Raw genomic sequence first — 13331 nt, forward strand, 5'->3', positions numbered from 1 at the left:
GAGATAAATCGAGCTTTCCAAAAAATCTTTTAGACCAAGATTTTTTTATAAATTTTACTTTTCAAATAAAGCTTTAAGGTACTGGATTCCCGCCTTCGCGGGAATGACATAAGAGTCATGCAACAAGGGCACGCAGGTATGATATAAAACGGGCCCATGTAATAAGGCCGCTTTTATCTAAGAATAACATACATTTCTCAACTTATGAAAATCAAAACTTATCCTGTTTCTTTTTTATGGTCTGTTATAAAGCCGTATAAATATTGGTATTTTGTTATGATGCTGGGCCTATTGCAAGCGGCTTTCATCCTATTATATTATAATTATGCCGTAAAGCTTTTGCTTGATTTATTTACCCAAAATGAAAAGATTATATTTGCTCAAAGTTATAAACCGATAATATGGTTTGTAGCAGCACAAGCTATGCTTGATGGTGCTTGGCGTGCTCATAACTTTGCACAACTTAAAGCAATGCCTCATATCTTTCAAGGCATGATGAATAAAATATGTAATCACTGTTTTAATTTGCCGTATACTTATTTTCAAAATAACCTTTCCGGTTCTATCGTCGGAAGAGTACGGGGCATAGGTGATAATTATTATAAAATGCACCAAGCAATCGAGTATCAATTAAGCAAACCGTTATTAATTACCTTGCTTTCCGGTATTGCACTGGGTCTTACTAATATTAAAGTATTTGTTGTCATTAGTACCTTTATGGCTATTGACTTACCGCTTGCTTTACAGTTTTTTACTAAACTTGCTAAAGTGGAATAAGATAAGAGATAAGCAAGATTTTTGGTATAGTAGTTGATTGTATTACAAACATCTTTACTATTTTTTCGTTTGCAGCAAAGCAGTGAGAATTAAATAAAGTAAATGATTATTACCATAATGTACATAATCCTCTAACAATAAAATATTACAAATATGATTTAATTATTTATGCGAGTTTTGTATTAATAAAGGCGTTTTATAGCTGATAATCACTAGGTTACGAGTGTATTAATAATACTGTTTTTGTTATAAAATTAGTGAGAAAACACACGTTTTGAATTAAGGTAGTGTCTTTACAGTATTAGAAAAAAGTTTATAGGTTATTGAAAAATAATATAAAGAGCAATAACCTATGAGCATAGATTTTATAGAAATATTTTGCTACGTCGATTTGCAAGAATTAGATAAGCATACAAATTCAATGACTCAAAATAACAACAAATCTGGTCCAAAAAGTAGACTGCATAGAAGTGAGGTAATAACGATTATAATAGGTTACTGACAGTCATCTTATGATTGTTTTAAAAACTATTTTATCTGAAACAGATATGAATTCATCATCAAAGAGATTTTCAGTTAGTAAGCTTATAGCCAATTTATAAAAATAATAGGTCCACATTTACCACTATTAGTATTAATATTAAATTCTATTTTGGATCAGTGTGACGGACTATCTTTTGTAGATTCAAGTAGTATAGAGGTATGCAAGAAATATCGTATTTCAATGAATAAAGTGTTTGCTGGTATAAGCAGCACGTGGTGCAACAACAAAAGGTTGGTTCTATGGACTCAAACTACATTTAATAATTAATAGAGCTGGTGGTATAAGTTAAAGCATCTTTTAGTCCTGGTAATAAGGATGATAGAAAACAGCTAGAATTGATGATAAAAAATCTTTTTGGTAAAATATTTGGAGATCGTGATTATATTTCACAAAAATTATTTCAACAACTTTTAGAGCAAGGAGTTTTTATAGTAACTAGAGTAAAGAAAAATATGAAAAATAAGCTTATGTCTATGTTGGATAAAATATTATTGCTTAAAAGATCATTGCTAGAATCTATTTTTAGCAAAATTAAACTATTGAGTAAGTTTGAGCATTCAAGGCATAGATCAGTTACAAATGCCTTTGTTCATATGGTTGCAGCACTGATAAAAATTATCAAATGTCTGATAATAAACCTTCTATTACATCTCTCTTGATAGTCTAAATTCTATGTTCTATTAATTCGAAACTCACATTATTTGTATAATATTCAGTTTAGTATATTGGGTATATTTAACAGGTGTATTTTTGTATGTAATTCATTTACGTAATCTTAGTGAAATTAGTATCGGCGATATTGCTTTTATTATGTCCCTTACTTTTTTAGTTACTGAAAATTCGTGGCATGCCACTATGGAACTTAAAGACTTTTTAGAAGATATAGCAGCGTTTCGCTCCGCCTTTACAATCATGCAAATCCCACAAGATACTATAAGATAAAGAAAATGCTGCTGAATTAAAAATCTTCAAAGGGGAGATTATATTTAAGGATATATCGTTTGCTTATAAAGAGGGGAGTAGTGTATTCCAGTCTCTTAATTTGCATATTAAAGCCGGTGAGAAAGTGGGTATTGTCGGGCATTCAGGTAGCGGTAAATCCACTTTAACTGCATTATTATTGAAAAATTTTAAAGTCGGAATTGGTGATATTATAATTGATAACCAAAGCCTTTACGATACTTCCTCTAACAGCCTGTGGGAGCAGATATCATTAATTCCTCAAGATATTATGCTTTTTCATCGCTCAGTAGGTAAGAATATCGGATATGCAAAAGAGAATGCTTTGCCTTGGGAAATAGAAAATGCCGCCAAAGCTGCAAATATCCATGAATTTATCGAAAGTTTACCGGAAAAATATAACACCATTGTCGGTGAGAGAGGAGTAAAGCTAAGTGGCGGACAGAGGCAACGTATAGCAATTGCCCGTGCTATTCTTAAAAACGCTCCGATTTTGGTTTTAGATGAAGCAACTTCACGCCTTGATAGTTATACAGAGCAAAAAAATCTATTAATACCATGCTTGATATTGAGAATGTAACGCTAATTGCTATAGCCTACAGATTATCTACTATCAAGCATATGGATAGAATTATTGTTATGAATAAAGGCAAGATCGTAGAAGACGGCATTTAAGGAACTCTGGGAGCATCAAGTTAACGGATTTGTTTAAACCGGTGTTTATTAAGAATATGTAAGGTATCTCTAGGCAACAAAAAGCTAACTATGAAGTTCATAACCTAATAAAAGGCATTTATTACATTTATAATCAAATATTTCATGAAATGTTGTTTTGAATTGTCAATCTTTTTTACAAGATGGACAATTTGAATAATTAGAACGTGCATAGGAGTTTCCTGATACCGGTTCTGCTATAGGATAAAAAACTTTCTTTTTTAAACATTTTTGTATTCGCTTACTAATTTTTCTTCCTTTTATAGAGAAATATCACTATCTAATTCTGCTAATTGTTTTTCCATTAAAGGTTCTAATGTTTATAGCTTGAAAGCCATAAGCTGTAAGCCGCCGCATAATCATTTTGCCAAGAAGTAATTGTGCCTCCGAGATATCGGTCTTTATCATTTATTATATATAAAGGTAGATATCTCCCCTCATCTGTACGTAATACAAGCTGCTCTTCATAAGCTTTTGACCATGAAATAGGATATAAATAGAGAAATTTTGCATTTTCAATATTTTTTTCGATATCAATAGGTGTTTCACTAACATAGTCTTAGTCTGCTGTTATTTTATAACTAATTATTACGCCCAATTGCTCTTCTAATTCATCTTTCTCTTTCAATGCATGATAGCTTAAATGTGAAGCATGCAAAGCATCTTTATTAGGAATTACTGCATAAAAAACCAATTTATTTTTGTAGGACTAAAAAAATCTCCATTATTTAATATATTACCGTTTTGGTATAAAGAACCGATAAAACTACAAAGTAAATGCCAAGCCTTTCCGTAATCCTTTAATAAGAATTGCTTACTTTTATTAAACGATATAGTAACAAGATATATATTAGACATAGTTTAAATAAAATTTACCTATTTAGCTAAGAATGCTGCCTTTTATAATCTAACTTAATTGGAGTGAAAAAAGCTTACTATTTAGGAATAAACTCCTAAATAGTTATATTAGTATATAAGTAAAGGATAAAAAACATAATTGATTTTAAACATGCTTTAAAGAAAAGTATAAAATACTACTTTTCAAAGAAAAGAGTTATACCCCTAAGGCTTTTTTTTCTTTAGATTGTTCTTGTTCAACTGCTTGAGTATGAGACTTAACTTGAGGGATTGCAAGATCGACTACATGTTCATATCTAACGCCATTTTCAAATAAAACTTGACCGCATTTATTCACTTGAATAACATCTTCTTTAGAGAATTTATTTAAAATAACTTCCGTGATGTTATAAAGGAATTTCCAAGATAGTTCTATTCTTTCTTGTAATGTCAGCTTTTTATTTTCTGGTTTTTGACTATTAAGGGCAACATTTGGCGAATCATCAATATTACCTCCTTCAGCAGGTAATATATTTTTTTTACGTGCTGCTATTTTCTTATACATTAAAAATATTAATAATAATGCTAAGCAACCTATGGCAATTAAAATATGAGTATTAGAATTAGACACTATCTTTGCTCTTCCTTGTTGTTGAGTTAAGTTGTGTGTTTTAGCAAGTATAGTAACCACTGCTTTACCTGCATTAACTAAGTTAGCTATATCAGGAGTTAGCTTTGCAATTGCTAAGACCGGAGGTGGTAATAAGTTAGTTTTTATTGTTAGACTTATAACATTTCCGAGTTCTTTACTTCCTGGTATTACTCTACTATTTTTTTTATGTCGCTTGCAATTCCCGTAGCTTTTTCTGCTGCTTTACATAAGGATTCTATCTTTTCGCCACAAGAAGCTTCCGGATTTAATACTTTTAATAATTCTGTTTTAGCTTCATTTAGATTACCAGAAATAGTATTGTTTACAGAGTTTAATTTGTCAATATTTATATCTTGTGGAATTGCACTTTCAATATTACTTTTTAGTTCTGTTATTTTTTCTTCTACTTCATCTTTGCTTTTTGGTATAGCTTTAGCAGCTTTTACAACATTCTCTAGTGAAGTTTGGTTATTAGGGTTTTTATTTGCTATTTCAATAATTTTTCAAGGCGGTTCTTTTGATATTTCTGAAATTGTGGCAACTTTTTTGGCTTTTTCATAGATGTTTTCAAGCTTCTCATGAGATTTAGCCTCTTCCCTTATTTCTTTTATATCATTATGCAATTTTGTTATTTTTGGCAATAATTTTTCAGATTCAATAAGATTATTTACTTTTTCAAGTATTCCGCTTGTTTGTATAAATATTCCAAGCATCGGTATTTGAGTCGATATAACCCCGACTAATATATTATCTAATGATTCTATAATTTTTAGAAGCTCCAGGATAGAGTTTATCTAATTCTTTTTGAAATTTTAAAATTTGTTCTAAAACATTTAAACATTTTTCTACAATAACCGTCAAATAAAAAGATATCTTTTGTTTTTAACTGTTCTTGATATGCTGTCTCAAGCGCTTCAGATAAAGTAGTTATAGATTCTTGGATGTCCTATTAAAAAGTTTTTCTATTTTCGCTACATCGATATTTTCAGTGTGAGATAATTCATTTAAAGAATTTTGTAAAATATAAAATAAATGATCTTCTAAATCTTTTACATTCATTTTCAAAGCTTTTGTAAAACCTTTTAATTTTATTAAAAGTCTTTGTAGTTCTTCTTGTTGTTCTTTATTTAATCCGCTGAAACTAGAAGAATCAATTATAGACATAAAATTTATTATTTTGTTATCAAATATTAATTAATCTTAAAGCTTTATAACCGTAAAATAAAATGTAAAATAGTTATCATTGCCCTTGAGATTAATTTTTGTTATATTACGTGCTAACATTGCTACAATAGATTTATATTGTTTTATTAGGATATAGGTATATTCTTGAAAGATTAAACTAATCTAACTAACATATTATCAATTATTCAAGAAATTTATGTGTAAATTAACTACATTTATTGTTACATTATTACTAACTAGTTCGGTTGCAGCAGTTGATTTGCAGGAAGCTTTAACTGAAGGATATAAGAATAATGAGGAGCTGAAAGCTGCTAGAATTAAGTTTTTAGGCTCGATTGAGCAGTTTCCGCGAGCTTTTTCGGGGTTTATGCCTAGTGCCGGATTACAGATTAATAGACAAAATAATAAGACTAAATATAATAAAAAATATGCTGATAGGCTTGGTCTTACTCCAAGGAAAACAGATAGTGATCAAGGTGCATTAACAATTCAACAGTCTCTATTTAATGGTGGTTCTAGCGTTGCGGCTCTTAAAGCTGCTCAAGCAGGATTTAGAGCCGCACGGGGTGCATATTATGCCGGTGAACAAAAAATATTATTAAATTTAATAACTGCGTATCTTGATTGTGTTGAGAGCAAAGTGAAATATGATATTTCCGAAAGTAGAGTTCGCACTAACATACAACAAGTTAACACCGTTGAGGAAAAATTAAGACTTGGAGAAGCAACGGAAGTAGATATAGCAACCGCAAGAGCGGGGCTTGCGGCAGCAGAAACGAATAAACTAGCTGCTTATGCCGATTTTCAAGGAAAAAAAGCAAATTTTATTAGAGTATTTGGAATAGAGCCGACTAATATAACTATGCCTGAGTTACCTAAAATGTTACCTGCTTCATTAGATGAGTTAACCAGAAGAGCTGCTAAGCTCAATCCTGATATTGATTCAGCAAGGCATAATGTAACTTCGGCTAAAGCTTTAGAAATGGCAGAAAAAGGGAAATTATTACCGCAAGTAAGTGTGCAACTGCAATCCGGTAGAACACACTACAATCCACAAGATGATATAAATGCTATAAATAATAGAAGCTATACTACTACTCTTTCGGTAAATATCCCTATTTATCCTGAGGGAGGAGCTCAATATTCAAGAATCAGATCGGCTAAAAATCAAACAAGAAATAGTGCAGTTCAACTTGATAGTGCGATAAAGCAGACCCAAGCAGGGGTTGTAAGCGTGTGGGAGGGATTTGAAGCAGCAAAATCTCGTATTGTTGCCGCTAATCAAGGAGTGGATGCTGCTCAAATATCATATGATGGTACTGTGCAAGAGGAAATAGTCGGATCTAAAACAATATTAGATGTTTTAACTGCCGAAGAAAAATTATACGAAGCCAAAATAACTCGTGTGGATGCGTATAAATCTTCAGTACTTGCGGCATATCAAATGAAATTGTTAACCGGCGAGCTAACGGCTCAACGTTTAAAACTTAAAGTAAAATATTTTAGTCCTGAAGAAGAGTTTAAGACTATTAAAAAGAAAATGTTTATAGGTTTCTAACGTGAGTAAGGAAAATAAAAAGAACCAAGACATGTCGATAGAAGACATATTAAAATCGATTAAAGGAGTAATAAACGAGCGTAAAAATCCTATTCATGAAAATGAAGATGTATTAGAGCTAACGGAAATAGTAAATCAAGATGAAGAAGAAAAGTTAATATCAACTAAATCTGCTGAAGAGGTAGGTGATATTTTTAAAAATTTTACCGATACTATTAAAGATAAAAAGCTGGATAATAATATCTCATCTAAAAATGCACTTGAAGAATTAGTCGTTGAGATGTTAAAACCAGAACTTAAAGCTTGGCTTGATAAAAATCTACCTGTACTTGTTAAAGAGTTAGTAGAGATTGAGATAAAGAAATTGGTGCAGAATAGTAAGAGGTAGGGGAGTGAATGTCATTGCTAGCTAAAAGCGGGGGGAGGTGTATGGCTCGTTTATGTCATTCCCGCGGAAGCGGGAATCCAGCAATTAAAAGGTATATACACAGTAAGTTTTTAATATTAAAAGCTCGATTTATCTTGCTTTACCCTGGATTCCCGCTTTTGCGGGAATGACATCGAACAACCTCCTGCTATCAAATAAATTATTTAATAAGGAATTATATGTTAAATAAATTATGTAAGATATTATTTTTTATAAATTTGTTATTAGTGACAGTTCAAAGTTATGCTTCACCTCCGCCCTTGCCGCCATCATTACCGGTTGTCGCAGTAGATACTAAAGATAAGGATGTTCGCTCTAGTGCCGATATTTCTTTTTTTGATAAATTTAAGCAATTTTTTAGTAAATCAAAAAAGAAAGATATACCCCCTAAACAAGCAAATGAACAAACTAAAGCAGCCCATCAAGAAGAACTAAAGCTAGCTTCCCAAGAGCCTAATGACAATGAACAAGCTGAGCCGTTTATAGATGTCGGTAATACAGCATTGCCTAGTGCTACAAGTGATAACGTTCATACAAATCCCAGTCATGAAAGTAGTGTAAATTTAGCTTCTCATGACATGCAGGAATCTAATGAAGCCGAGGCATCTGAACCTTTTATAGATATTGGTAGTGCAACGTTACCTAGTGTTACAAGTAATGAAATGCATGAAGAACAAGTTGCTTCTAATGAGCATAGTGATACAAATTTAGCTTCTAATATTATCACTCCTAACGTACCGAGACCGATAGTATCTATGCCTCCGGCTCAAGCAGGAAGTTATGTAGTGCCTCCGCAGCGACCGGTGCAAATATATAAACCAACCAATTTGCCGCCTGTGCATAAGCCTATTCCGCTTAATCCCCCTCCTGATGCTAATAAAGAGGAAGAAAGCGTAGCACCGATAGCACCGCCCTCTATACCTAATATGCCCGCTGTTTCTCCGCCTGTAGTTAGCCCGCCGGTAACCCAAGATACTACATCAAGTACTATGCCGACAACAGTACCTCCTGCAGTACTTAGTAATGTACCTGCACCTCCGGTAATGCCTACAAATCAACCTTCTACACAGCCTATAACACCGACTAGCCCAAATACACCCGTTACTACTCCGTCTCAAGTAGTTCCTACAACCGATTCTTCGGCGGAACTCAATAACTCGCAAGAGACATTTGTGGCTGTTTCAAAAAACCAAGATTGGAATATGCCGCTTATACCCGTTGTTGTAGTGAAGCCGAATCAACTTCAGCCTTTAGAGAAGCAAATTAATAATAATCAAACTACAAATAATCAAGAGAAATCACCTCCGGTAAGCTCTCCAAATGTCACGATTCAAAAACAAGATAATAACGTAAATAATGAAACATCGGAGTTGGTAACAAAATTTGTTAAAGATGAAACACAAATGTTACTTTTACCTGATGATGATATAGTTCTTGGTAAACTAACAGAGCAGGCGACTTTAGAGCAGATGGATATGTATGCATATATAGAGCTGTTCCAAAAGCAAGAAGAATGGATAGCAAGTACCGAAAGAAGAAAAGTTGTAGAGAGTTTTATTAAATATGATAATGATATAAATAAAAAGAAAGATATTTATGCCAATCTATCTTATAGTAGTGCAGTAGAGAATGCTTTTAGAGCAGTGGATAGCAACAATCTTTTTGGGTTGCGTGCGTTACTTGACGTTTATCCTATATTGCAAGAAAAAGGTAGAAGCGGTGAGGCATTACTAACTGCCGCTATTTATAACGATAATTACTATTTAGCAAAATTTTTGGTCATACGAGGTATTAAAATTTCTACTCTAAATAATGAGTGCCAATATCCATTAGATGTTGCATTAGCTCAAGGAAACGCTAACATAGCTTGTATGTTAATCAAAGCTAAGGGATATAATTGATAAGATTATTTTTATCGTCATTGCGAGCGACTGTAAGGAGAGTGGCAATCTCATGAAATAGTATAAAATCCTGAGATTGCTTCGTCAAAACTTACAGTTTTGCCTCGCAATGACGTAGAATTTTCAAACAATTTCTTTAAAGCTTAATTGCTTTTCTATGTTAAATAGTTTAATTTAGGAGAGAAAATAATTAATTAAATCTCTAATATATGAGCGATTTATTCAGCTTTAACAAAGAAAAGAAAAATAAGCTAGTCGATAATAACTATAGTGCAAAAGATATTGAAGTATTAGAGGGGCTTGAGCCTGTTCGTAAAAGACCGGGGATGTATATCGGGGGTACTGATTCAAATGCTATGCATCATTTAGTATCTGAGGTGCTGGATAATGCTATGGATGAAGCAGTCGCCGGCTTTGCAAGTATCATCACGATAAAAATGCATCATGATCATAGTATTACTATATTTGATAACGGTCGCGGTATCCCTATTGATCATCATCCTAAATTTCCTGACAAATCAGCTTTAGAAGTAATTTTAACTACTCTTCATTCAGGAGGTAAATTCTCAAATAATGTTTATCATACTGCAGGCGGATTGCATGGTGTTGGAATATCGGTAGTAAATGCTTTATCTAAACATTTAGAAATAAAGGTTTATAAACAAGGTAAATTATATAGCCAAAGTTATTCTAAAGGAGAAAAATTAACTGATTTAATATGTGAAGAAGCATCTAAAAGGCTAAGAGGTACATCAATAAATTTCACTCCCGATCCGGAAATTTTTAGTGAAAAATTACATTTTAATCCTAAAAAGATTTATGAGCTTGCAAGGTCAAAAGCGTATTTATATCGCGGTGTTGCTATAGAATGGGTATGCGAAGTAGAAGTACCGTCAGATATACCTAAAAAGGCATTAATAAGTTTCCCGAACGGTTTAAAAGATTATTTAAGTTCAAAAATAACTTTAGATAATTTAGTTATTCCGGGAATTTTTGCAGGTAATATAGGGTCTACGCCGGACAGGATAAAACTTGAATGGGCGATTTGTTGGCAAAATAACGATAGTTCGGCATTTATTCAATCATATTGTAATACTGTTCCGACTCCTCAAGGAGGAACACATGAGCAAGGACTTAAGTCGGCTATTTTACGTGGTCTTAAAGCATATGGTGAAATGATAGGGAATAAAAAAGCTGCTAATCTAACTATTGAGGATATTTTAGAAACCGCAAGTGTCGTACTTTCTATTTTTATAGCTGAGCCGTCTTTTCAAGGACAAACTAAGGAAAAATTAGTATCAAACGGTGTAAGTAAACCGGTCGAGAATATAATAAAAGATCATTTTGACCATTTTCTTAGTAGAGATAAAGCTTTAGCTACTAATTTACTTGAGCATGTAATTAGCATTGCTGAGTTTAGAATCAGTAAGAAAAACGAAAAAAATATTTCCCGTAAAAATGCCACTCAAAAATTACGTTTACCCGGTAAACTTGCCGATTGCACACGCACTTCACCTGAAGGGACGGAATTATTTATTGTAGAAGGTGATTCGGCCGGAGGCTCTGCAAAACAAGCACGTAATAGAGAAACGCAAGCAGTATTACCGCTATGGGGTAAAGTTCTAAATGTTGCGAGTTCTACGCTTGAGAAAATTGTTAATAATCAAGCAATACAAGATTTAGAAATAGCTCTTGCCTGTGGTAGTTTAAAGAATTATAAAAAAGAAAATCTGCGTTACGAAAAAATAATTATTATGACTGATGCAGATGTTGATGGTGCTCATATAGCTTCGCTATTAATGACTTTCTTTTTTTTACGAATGCCGAAATTGGTAGAAGAGGGGCATTTATATCTAGCTAAGCCTCCGCTTTATCGTTTAACGCAGTCTAATAAAACTTATTATGCAGGCGATGAAGAGGAAAAAGCTAAGTTAACGGATAAATTATTAAAAGCTAGTAAAGCTAAAATTGAAGTAGGTAGGTTTAAAGGTCTCGGTGAAATGATGCCTGCACAATTAAAGGAAACTACTATGCATCCGGAGAAAAGATCGCTTTTAAAGGTAACTTTAGAAGATTTTCAAAATGTCGATAAAATAGTAGATGATTTAATGGGTAAAAAGCCGGAGAAAAGATTTCAATTTATTTATGAACAGGCTTTAGTTAAAATGGATAAAATTATTAGTGAGCTGGATATTTAATCGTTATTGCGAGGAGCCGTAGGCGACACGGCAATCTCGTCAAATATCCAGAGATTGCTTCGTCAAATTACTTCGTAATTTTCCTCGCAATGACGTTTTACTTAAAAAACACACATATTTGGAGTATTATGTTATTACGTTTAATTATAACACTATTTTTTATTATAAATTCTATTTGTGCATTTGCAGAAGGAGAAAAAGAAACTGAAAATAAAATATCAAATCAGGAAGCTTATAAGCAATTTCAAGACGTATTTGAACGTATCGAAAAGGATTATGTACAGGTACCAGATAGGCAAAAAATGATAGATGAAGCAATTAACGGTATGTTAAACTCACTTGATCCTCATTCAAGCTATTATACCGATGAGGATTTAGAAGATATTTTTACTTTTACAAAAGGTGAATTCGGCGGAATCGGTGTTGAAATAATGTATGATAGCGGAGCAATTAAGATAATATCGCCTATCGACGATTTGTCGGCTTTCAAAGCAGGGCTTAAAGGCGGGGATTATATAGTAGGCGTGAATGACGAGTTAGTCTCTACGCTTGGTCCTAATAAAGCTATAAAAGAGATGCGTGGTACGCCTGGTACTAAGGTTAAATTGTTGATAATTAAGGAAGAAGAGGCAAAACCGCAAGAGCTAGAGCTTACTCGCGAAATAGTAAAAATCAAGCCGATAAAAGCACATTTAGAAAAAAATAATATTGCATATATACGTATAACTACTTTTAATGAGTCAACAATTTCTGAGCTGAAGGCAGCAGTAAAGAAGTTAAAAACTGAGAGTAAAGATGACCTTAAAGGTATAATTCTAGATTTACGTAATAATGCTGGAGGTATACTCGATCAAGCTATTGCCGTTAGTGATTATTTTATTGATTCCGGTGTAATTGTAACAACAAAAGGTAGAACTACATCAAGTAATAGCGAAACTAAAGCAAATGAGTTTTCGTTAAAAGCTCCCAAAGTACCTATGATAGTTTTAATAAACGGTAATTCTGCCTCTGCTTCGGAAATAGTTGCCGGAGCTTTGCAAGATCATAAAAGAGCAATAATACTTGGCACTAAGTCTTTCGGTAAAGGATCAGTTCAGGCTTTAACGCAAATCAATTCTAGGGCTGCCGTAAAACTGACTATATCTAAATATTACACCCCAAGCGGTCGTTCTATTCAAGCAGAAGGAATAGAGCCTGATATTTTAATTGAGCCGGCGAAAGTTGAGTATCCAGAAGTGAAAAAAATAGATAAGCGTTTTTCTGAGAGTTCTTTAAAAAATTATTTGAAGAATGATAATGAAAAAAACAAAGATAGCACAAAAGAAACAAAAGCCAAAAATAATAAACAAGAAGAGAATGAATTATCGGAATTATACAAAAAAGATTATCAATTTGCTCGTGCTTATGATGTAATTACAGGGTTGATTATTAATAAGAAGCTGGAAACAAAAGAGAAAGTTAAACAAGAAGATAAGTAGGAAGGATAATATCATTTTCGGTGTTGCTGCATGGATAGATTCTTCGTCATAAGCTACGGAAAAACTGTAAGTTGTGTACGTACGCAATCTCAGGAACCCT

At 32.9% G+C, this 13331-nt stretch carries 10 protein-coding genes and 5 pseudogenes; 12 read left to right on the plus strand and 3 right to left on the minus strand.

Translation table 11 applies throughout. From position 1 onward, the window contains the following. The first annotated feature begins 204 nt into the window (after positions 1-204). The 6 genes and pseudogenes from RMA_RS01630 to RMA_RS01645 all read left to right on the plus strand — a co-directional run bounded on the left by RMA_RS01630 (position 205) and on the right by RMA_RS01645 (position 2861). Entirely contained in the window at positions 205-777 is a 573-nt protein-coding gene (locus RMA_RS01630; RefSeq protein WP_238375524.1) for a multidrug ABC transporter ATPase, read from the plus strand. A 652-nt stretch (positions 778-1429) separates the two neighbouring features. After that, positions 1430-1513: pseudogene (locus RMA_RS12190) on the plus strand (hypothetical protein); the annotation flags it as partial. Between the two features lie 25 nt (positions 1514-1538). Then, positions 1539-1610: pseudogene (locus RMA_RS12195) on the plus strand (transposase); the annotation flags it as partial. Positions 1611-1623: 13 nt separating this feature from the next. Continuing rightward, positions 1624-1980, plus strand: a pseudogene (locus tag RMA_RS11645) (transposase); the annotation flags it as partial. 91 nt (positions 1981-2071) lie between these two features. After that, on the plus strand, positions 2072-2263 hold the full coding sequence (locus RMA_RS01640) for a hypothetical protein (protein ID WP_041404551.1): 192 nt from the start codon (positions 2072-2074) through the stop codon (positions 2261-2263). 100 nt (positions 2264-2363) lie between these two features. Then, positions 2364-2861 carry an ATP-binding cassette domain-containing protein gene (locus RMA_RS01645; RefSeq protein WP_041404552.1) on the plus strand — a complete coding sequence of 166 codons (498 nt, stop codon included), beginning with the start codon at positions 2364-2366 and terminating at the stop codon, positions 2859-2861. Between the two features lie 809 nt (positions 2862-3670). Here the strand turns inward: RMA_RS01645 and RMA_RS09790 are convergent. From RMA_RS09790 to RMA_RS11900, 3 genes and pseudogenes are all read right to left on the minus strand, one after another. Then, entirely contained in the window at positions 3671-3853 is a 183-nt protein-coding gene (locus tag RMA_RS09790) for a hypothetical protein (protein WP_187145921.1), read from the minus strand. Between the two features lie 196 nt (positions 3854-4049). After that, complete coding sequence (locus tag RMA_RS01660) at positions 4050-4463, minus strand: DUF2660 domain-containing protein (protein WP_014366108.1); 414 nt, start codon at positions 4461-4463, stop codon at positions 4050-4052. Next, positions 4461-5648, minus strand: a pseudogene (locus RMA_RS11900) (hypothetical protein); the annotation flags it as partial. The gene RMA_RS01660 and the pseudogene RMA_RS11900, both read right to left, overlap by 3 nt. 217 nt (positions 5649-5865) lie before the next feature. On the opposite strand from RMA_RS11900, the gene RMA_RS01670 reads away from it, so the two are divergent. The 6 genes and pseudogenes from RMA_RS01670 (at position 5866) to RMA_RS01690 (ending at position 13231) form a co-directional block, all read left to right on the plus strand. Then, positions 5866-7227 carry a TolC family protein gene (locus RMA_RS01670; protein ID WP_012152545.1) on the plus strand — a complete coding sequence of 454 codons (1362 nt, stop codon included), beginning with the start codon at positions 5866-5868 and terminating at the stop codon, positions 7225-7227. A 1-nt stretch (position 7228) separates the two neighbouring features. Then, a complete protein-coding gene (locus RMA_RS01675) occupies positions 7229-7615 on the plus strand; it encodes a DUF2497 domain-containing protein (protein ID WP_012152546.1) in 387 nt (128 codons plus the stop codon). Between the two features lie 8 nt (positions 7616-7623). Beyond that, positions 7624-7844 (plus strand): annotated as a pseudogene (locus RMA_RS10630) (hypothetical protein). Then, positions 7834-9555, plus strand: coding sequence for an ankyrin repeat domain-containing protein (locus tag RMA_RS01680; protein WP_041404553.1), 1722 nt, complete (start codon positions 7834-7836; stop codon positions 9553-9555). The pseudogene RMA_RS10630 and the gene RMA_RS01680 overlap by 11 nt, the downstream one beginning before the upstream one ends. Before the next feature lie 209 nt (positions 9556-9764). Next, entirely contained in the window at positions 9765-11753 is a 1989-nt protein-coding gene (parE, locus tag RMA_RS01685; RefSeq protein ID WP_012152548.1) for a DNA topoisomerase IV subunit B, read from the plus strand. A 128-nt stretch (positions 11754-11881) separates the two neighbouring features. Further along, on the plus strand, positions 11882-13231 hold the full coding sequence (locus tag RMA_RS01690; RefSeq protein ID WP_041404554.1) for a S41 family peptidase: 1350 nt from the start codon (positions 11882-11884) through the stop codon (positions 13229-13231). The last annotated feature ends 100 nt before the right edge of the window (positions 13232-13331 follow it).

The organism is Rickettsia massiliae MTU5, from assembly GCF_000016625.1.
GTDB lineage: Bacteria > Pseudomonadota > Alphaproteobacteria > Rickettsiales > Rickettsiaceae > Rickettsia > Rickettsia rickettsii.

Coding starts and splice junctions, on each gene's coding strand:
- RMA_RS01680 (WP_041404553.1), top strand. CDS start 7,834: ATGTTAAATAAATTATGTAAGATATTATTTTTTATAAATTTGTTATTA.
- RMA_RS01630 (WP_238375524.1), top strand. CDS start 205: ATGAAAATCAAAACTTATCCTGTTTCTTTTTTATGGTCTGTTATAAAG.
- RMA_RS01690 (WP_041404554.1), top strand. CDS start 11,882: ATGTTATTACGTTTAATTATAACACTATTTTTTATTATAAATTCTATT.
- parE (WP_012152548.1), top strand. CDS start 9,765: ATGAGCGATTTATTCAGCTTTAACAAAGAAAAGAAAAATAAGCTAGTC.
- RMA_RS09790 (WP_187145921.1), bottom strand. CDS start 3,853: ATGTCTAATATATATCTTGTTACTATATCGTTTAATAAAAGTAAGCAA.
- RMA_RS01670 (WP_012152545.1), top strand. CDS start 5,866: ATGTGTAAATTAACTACATTTATTGTTACATTATTACTAACTAGTTCG.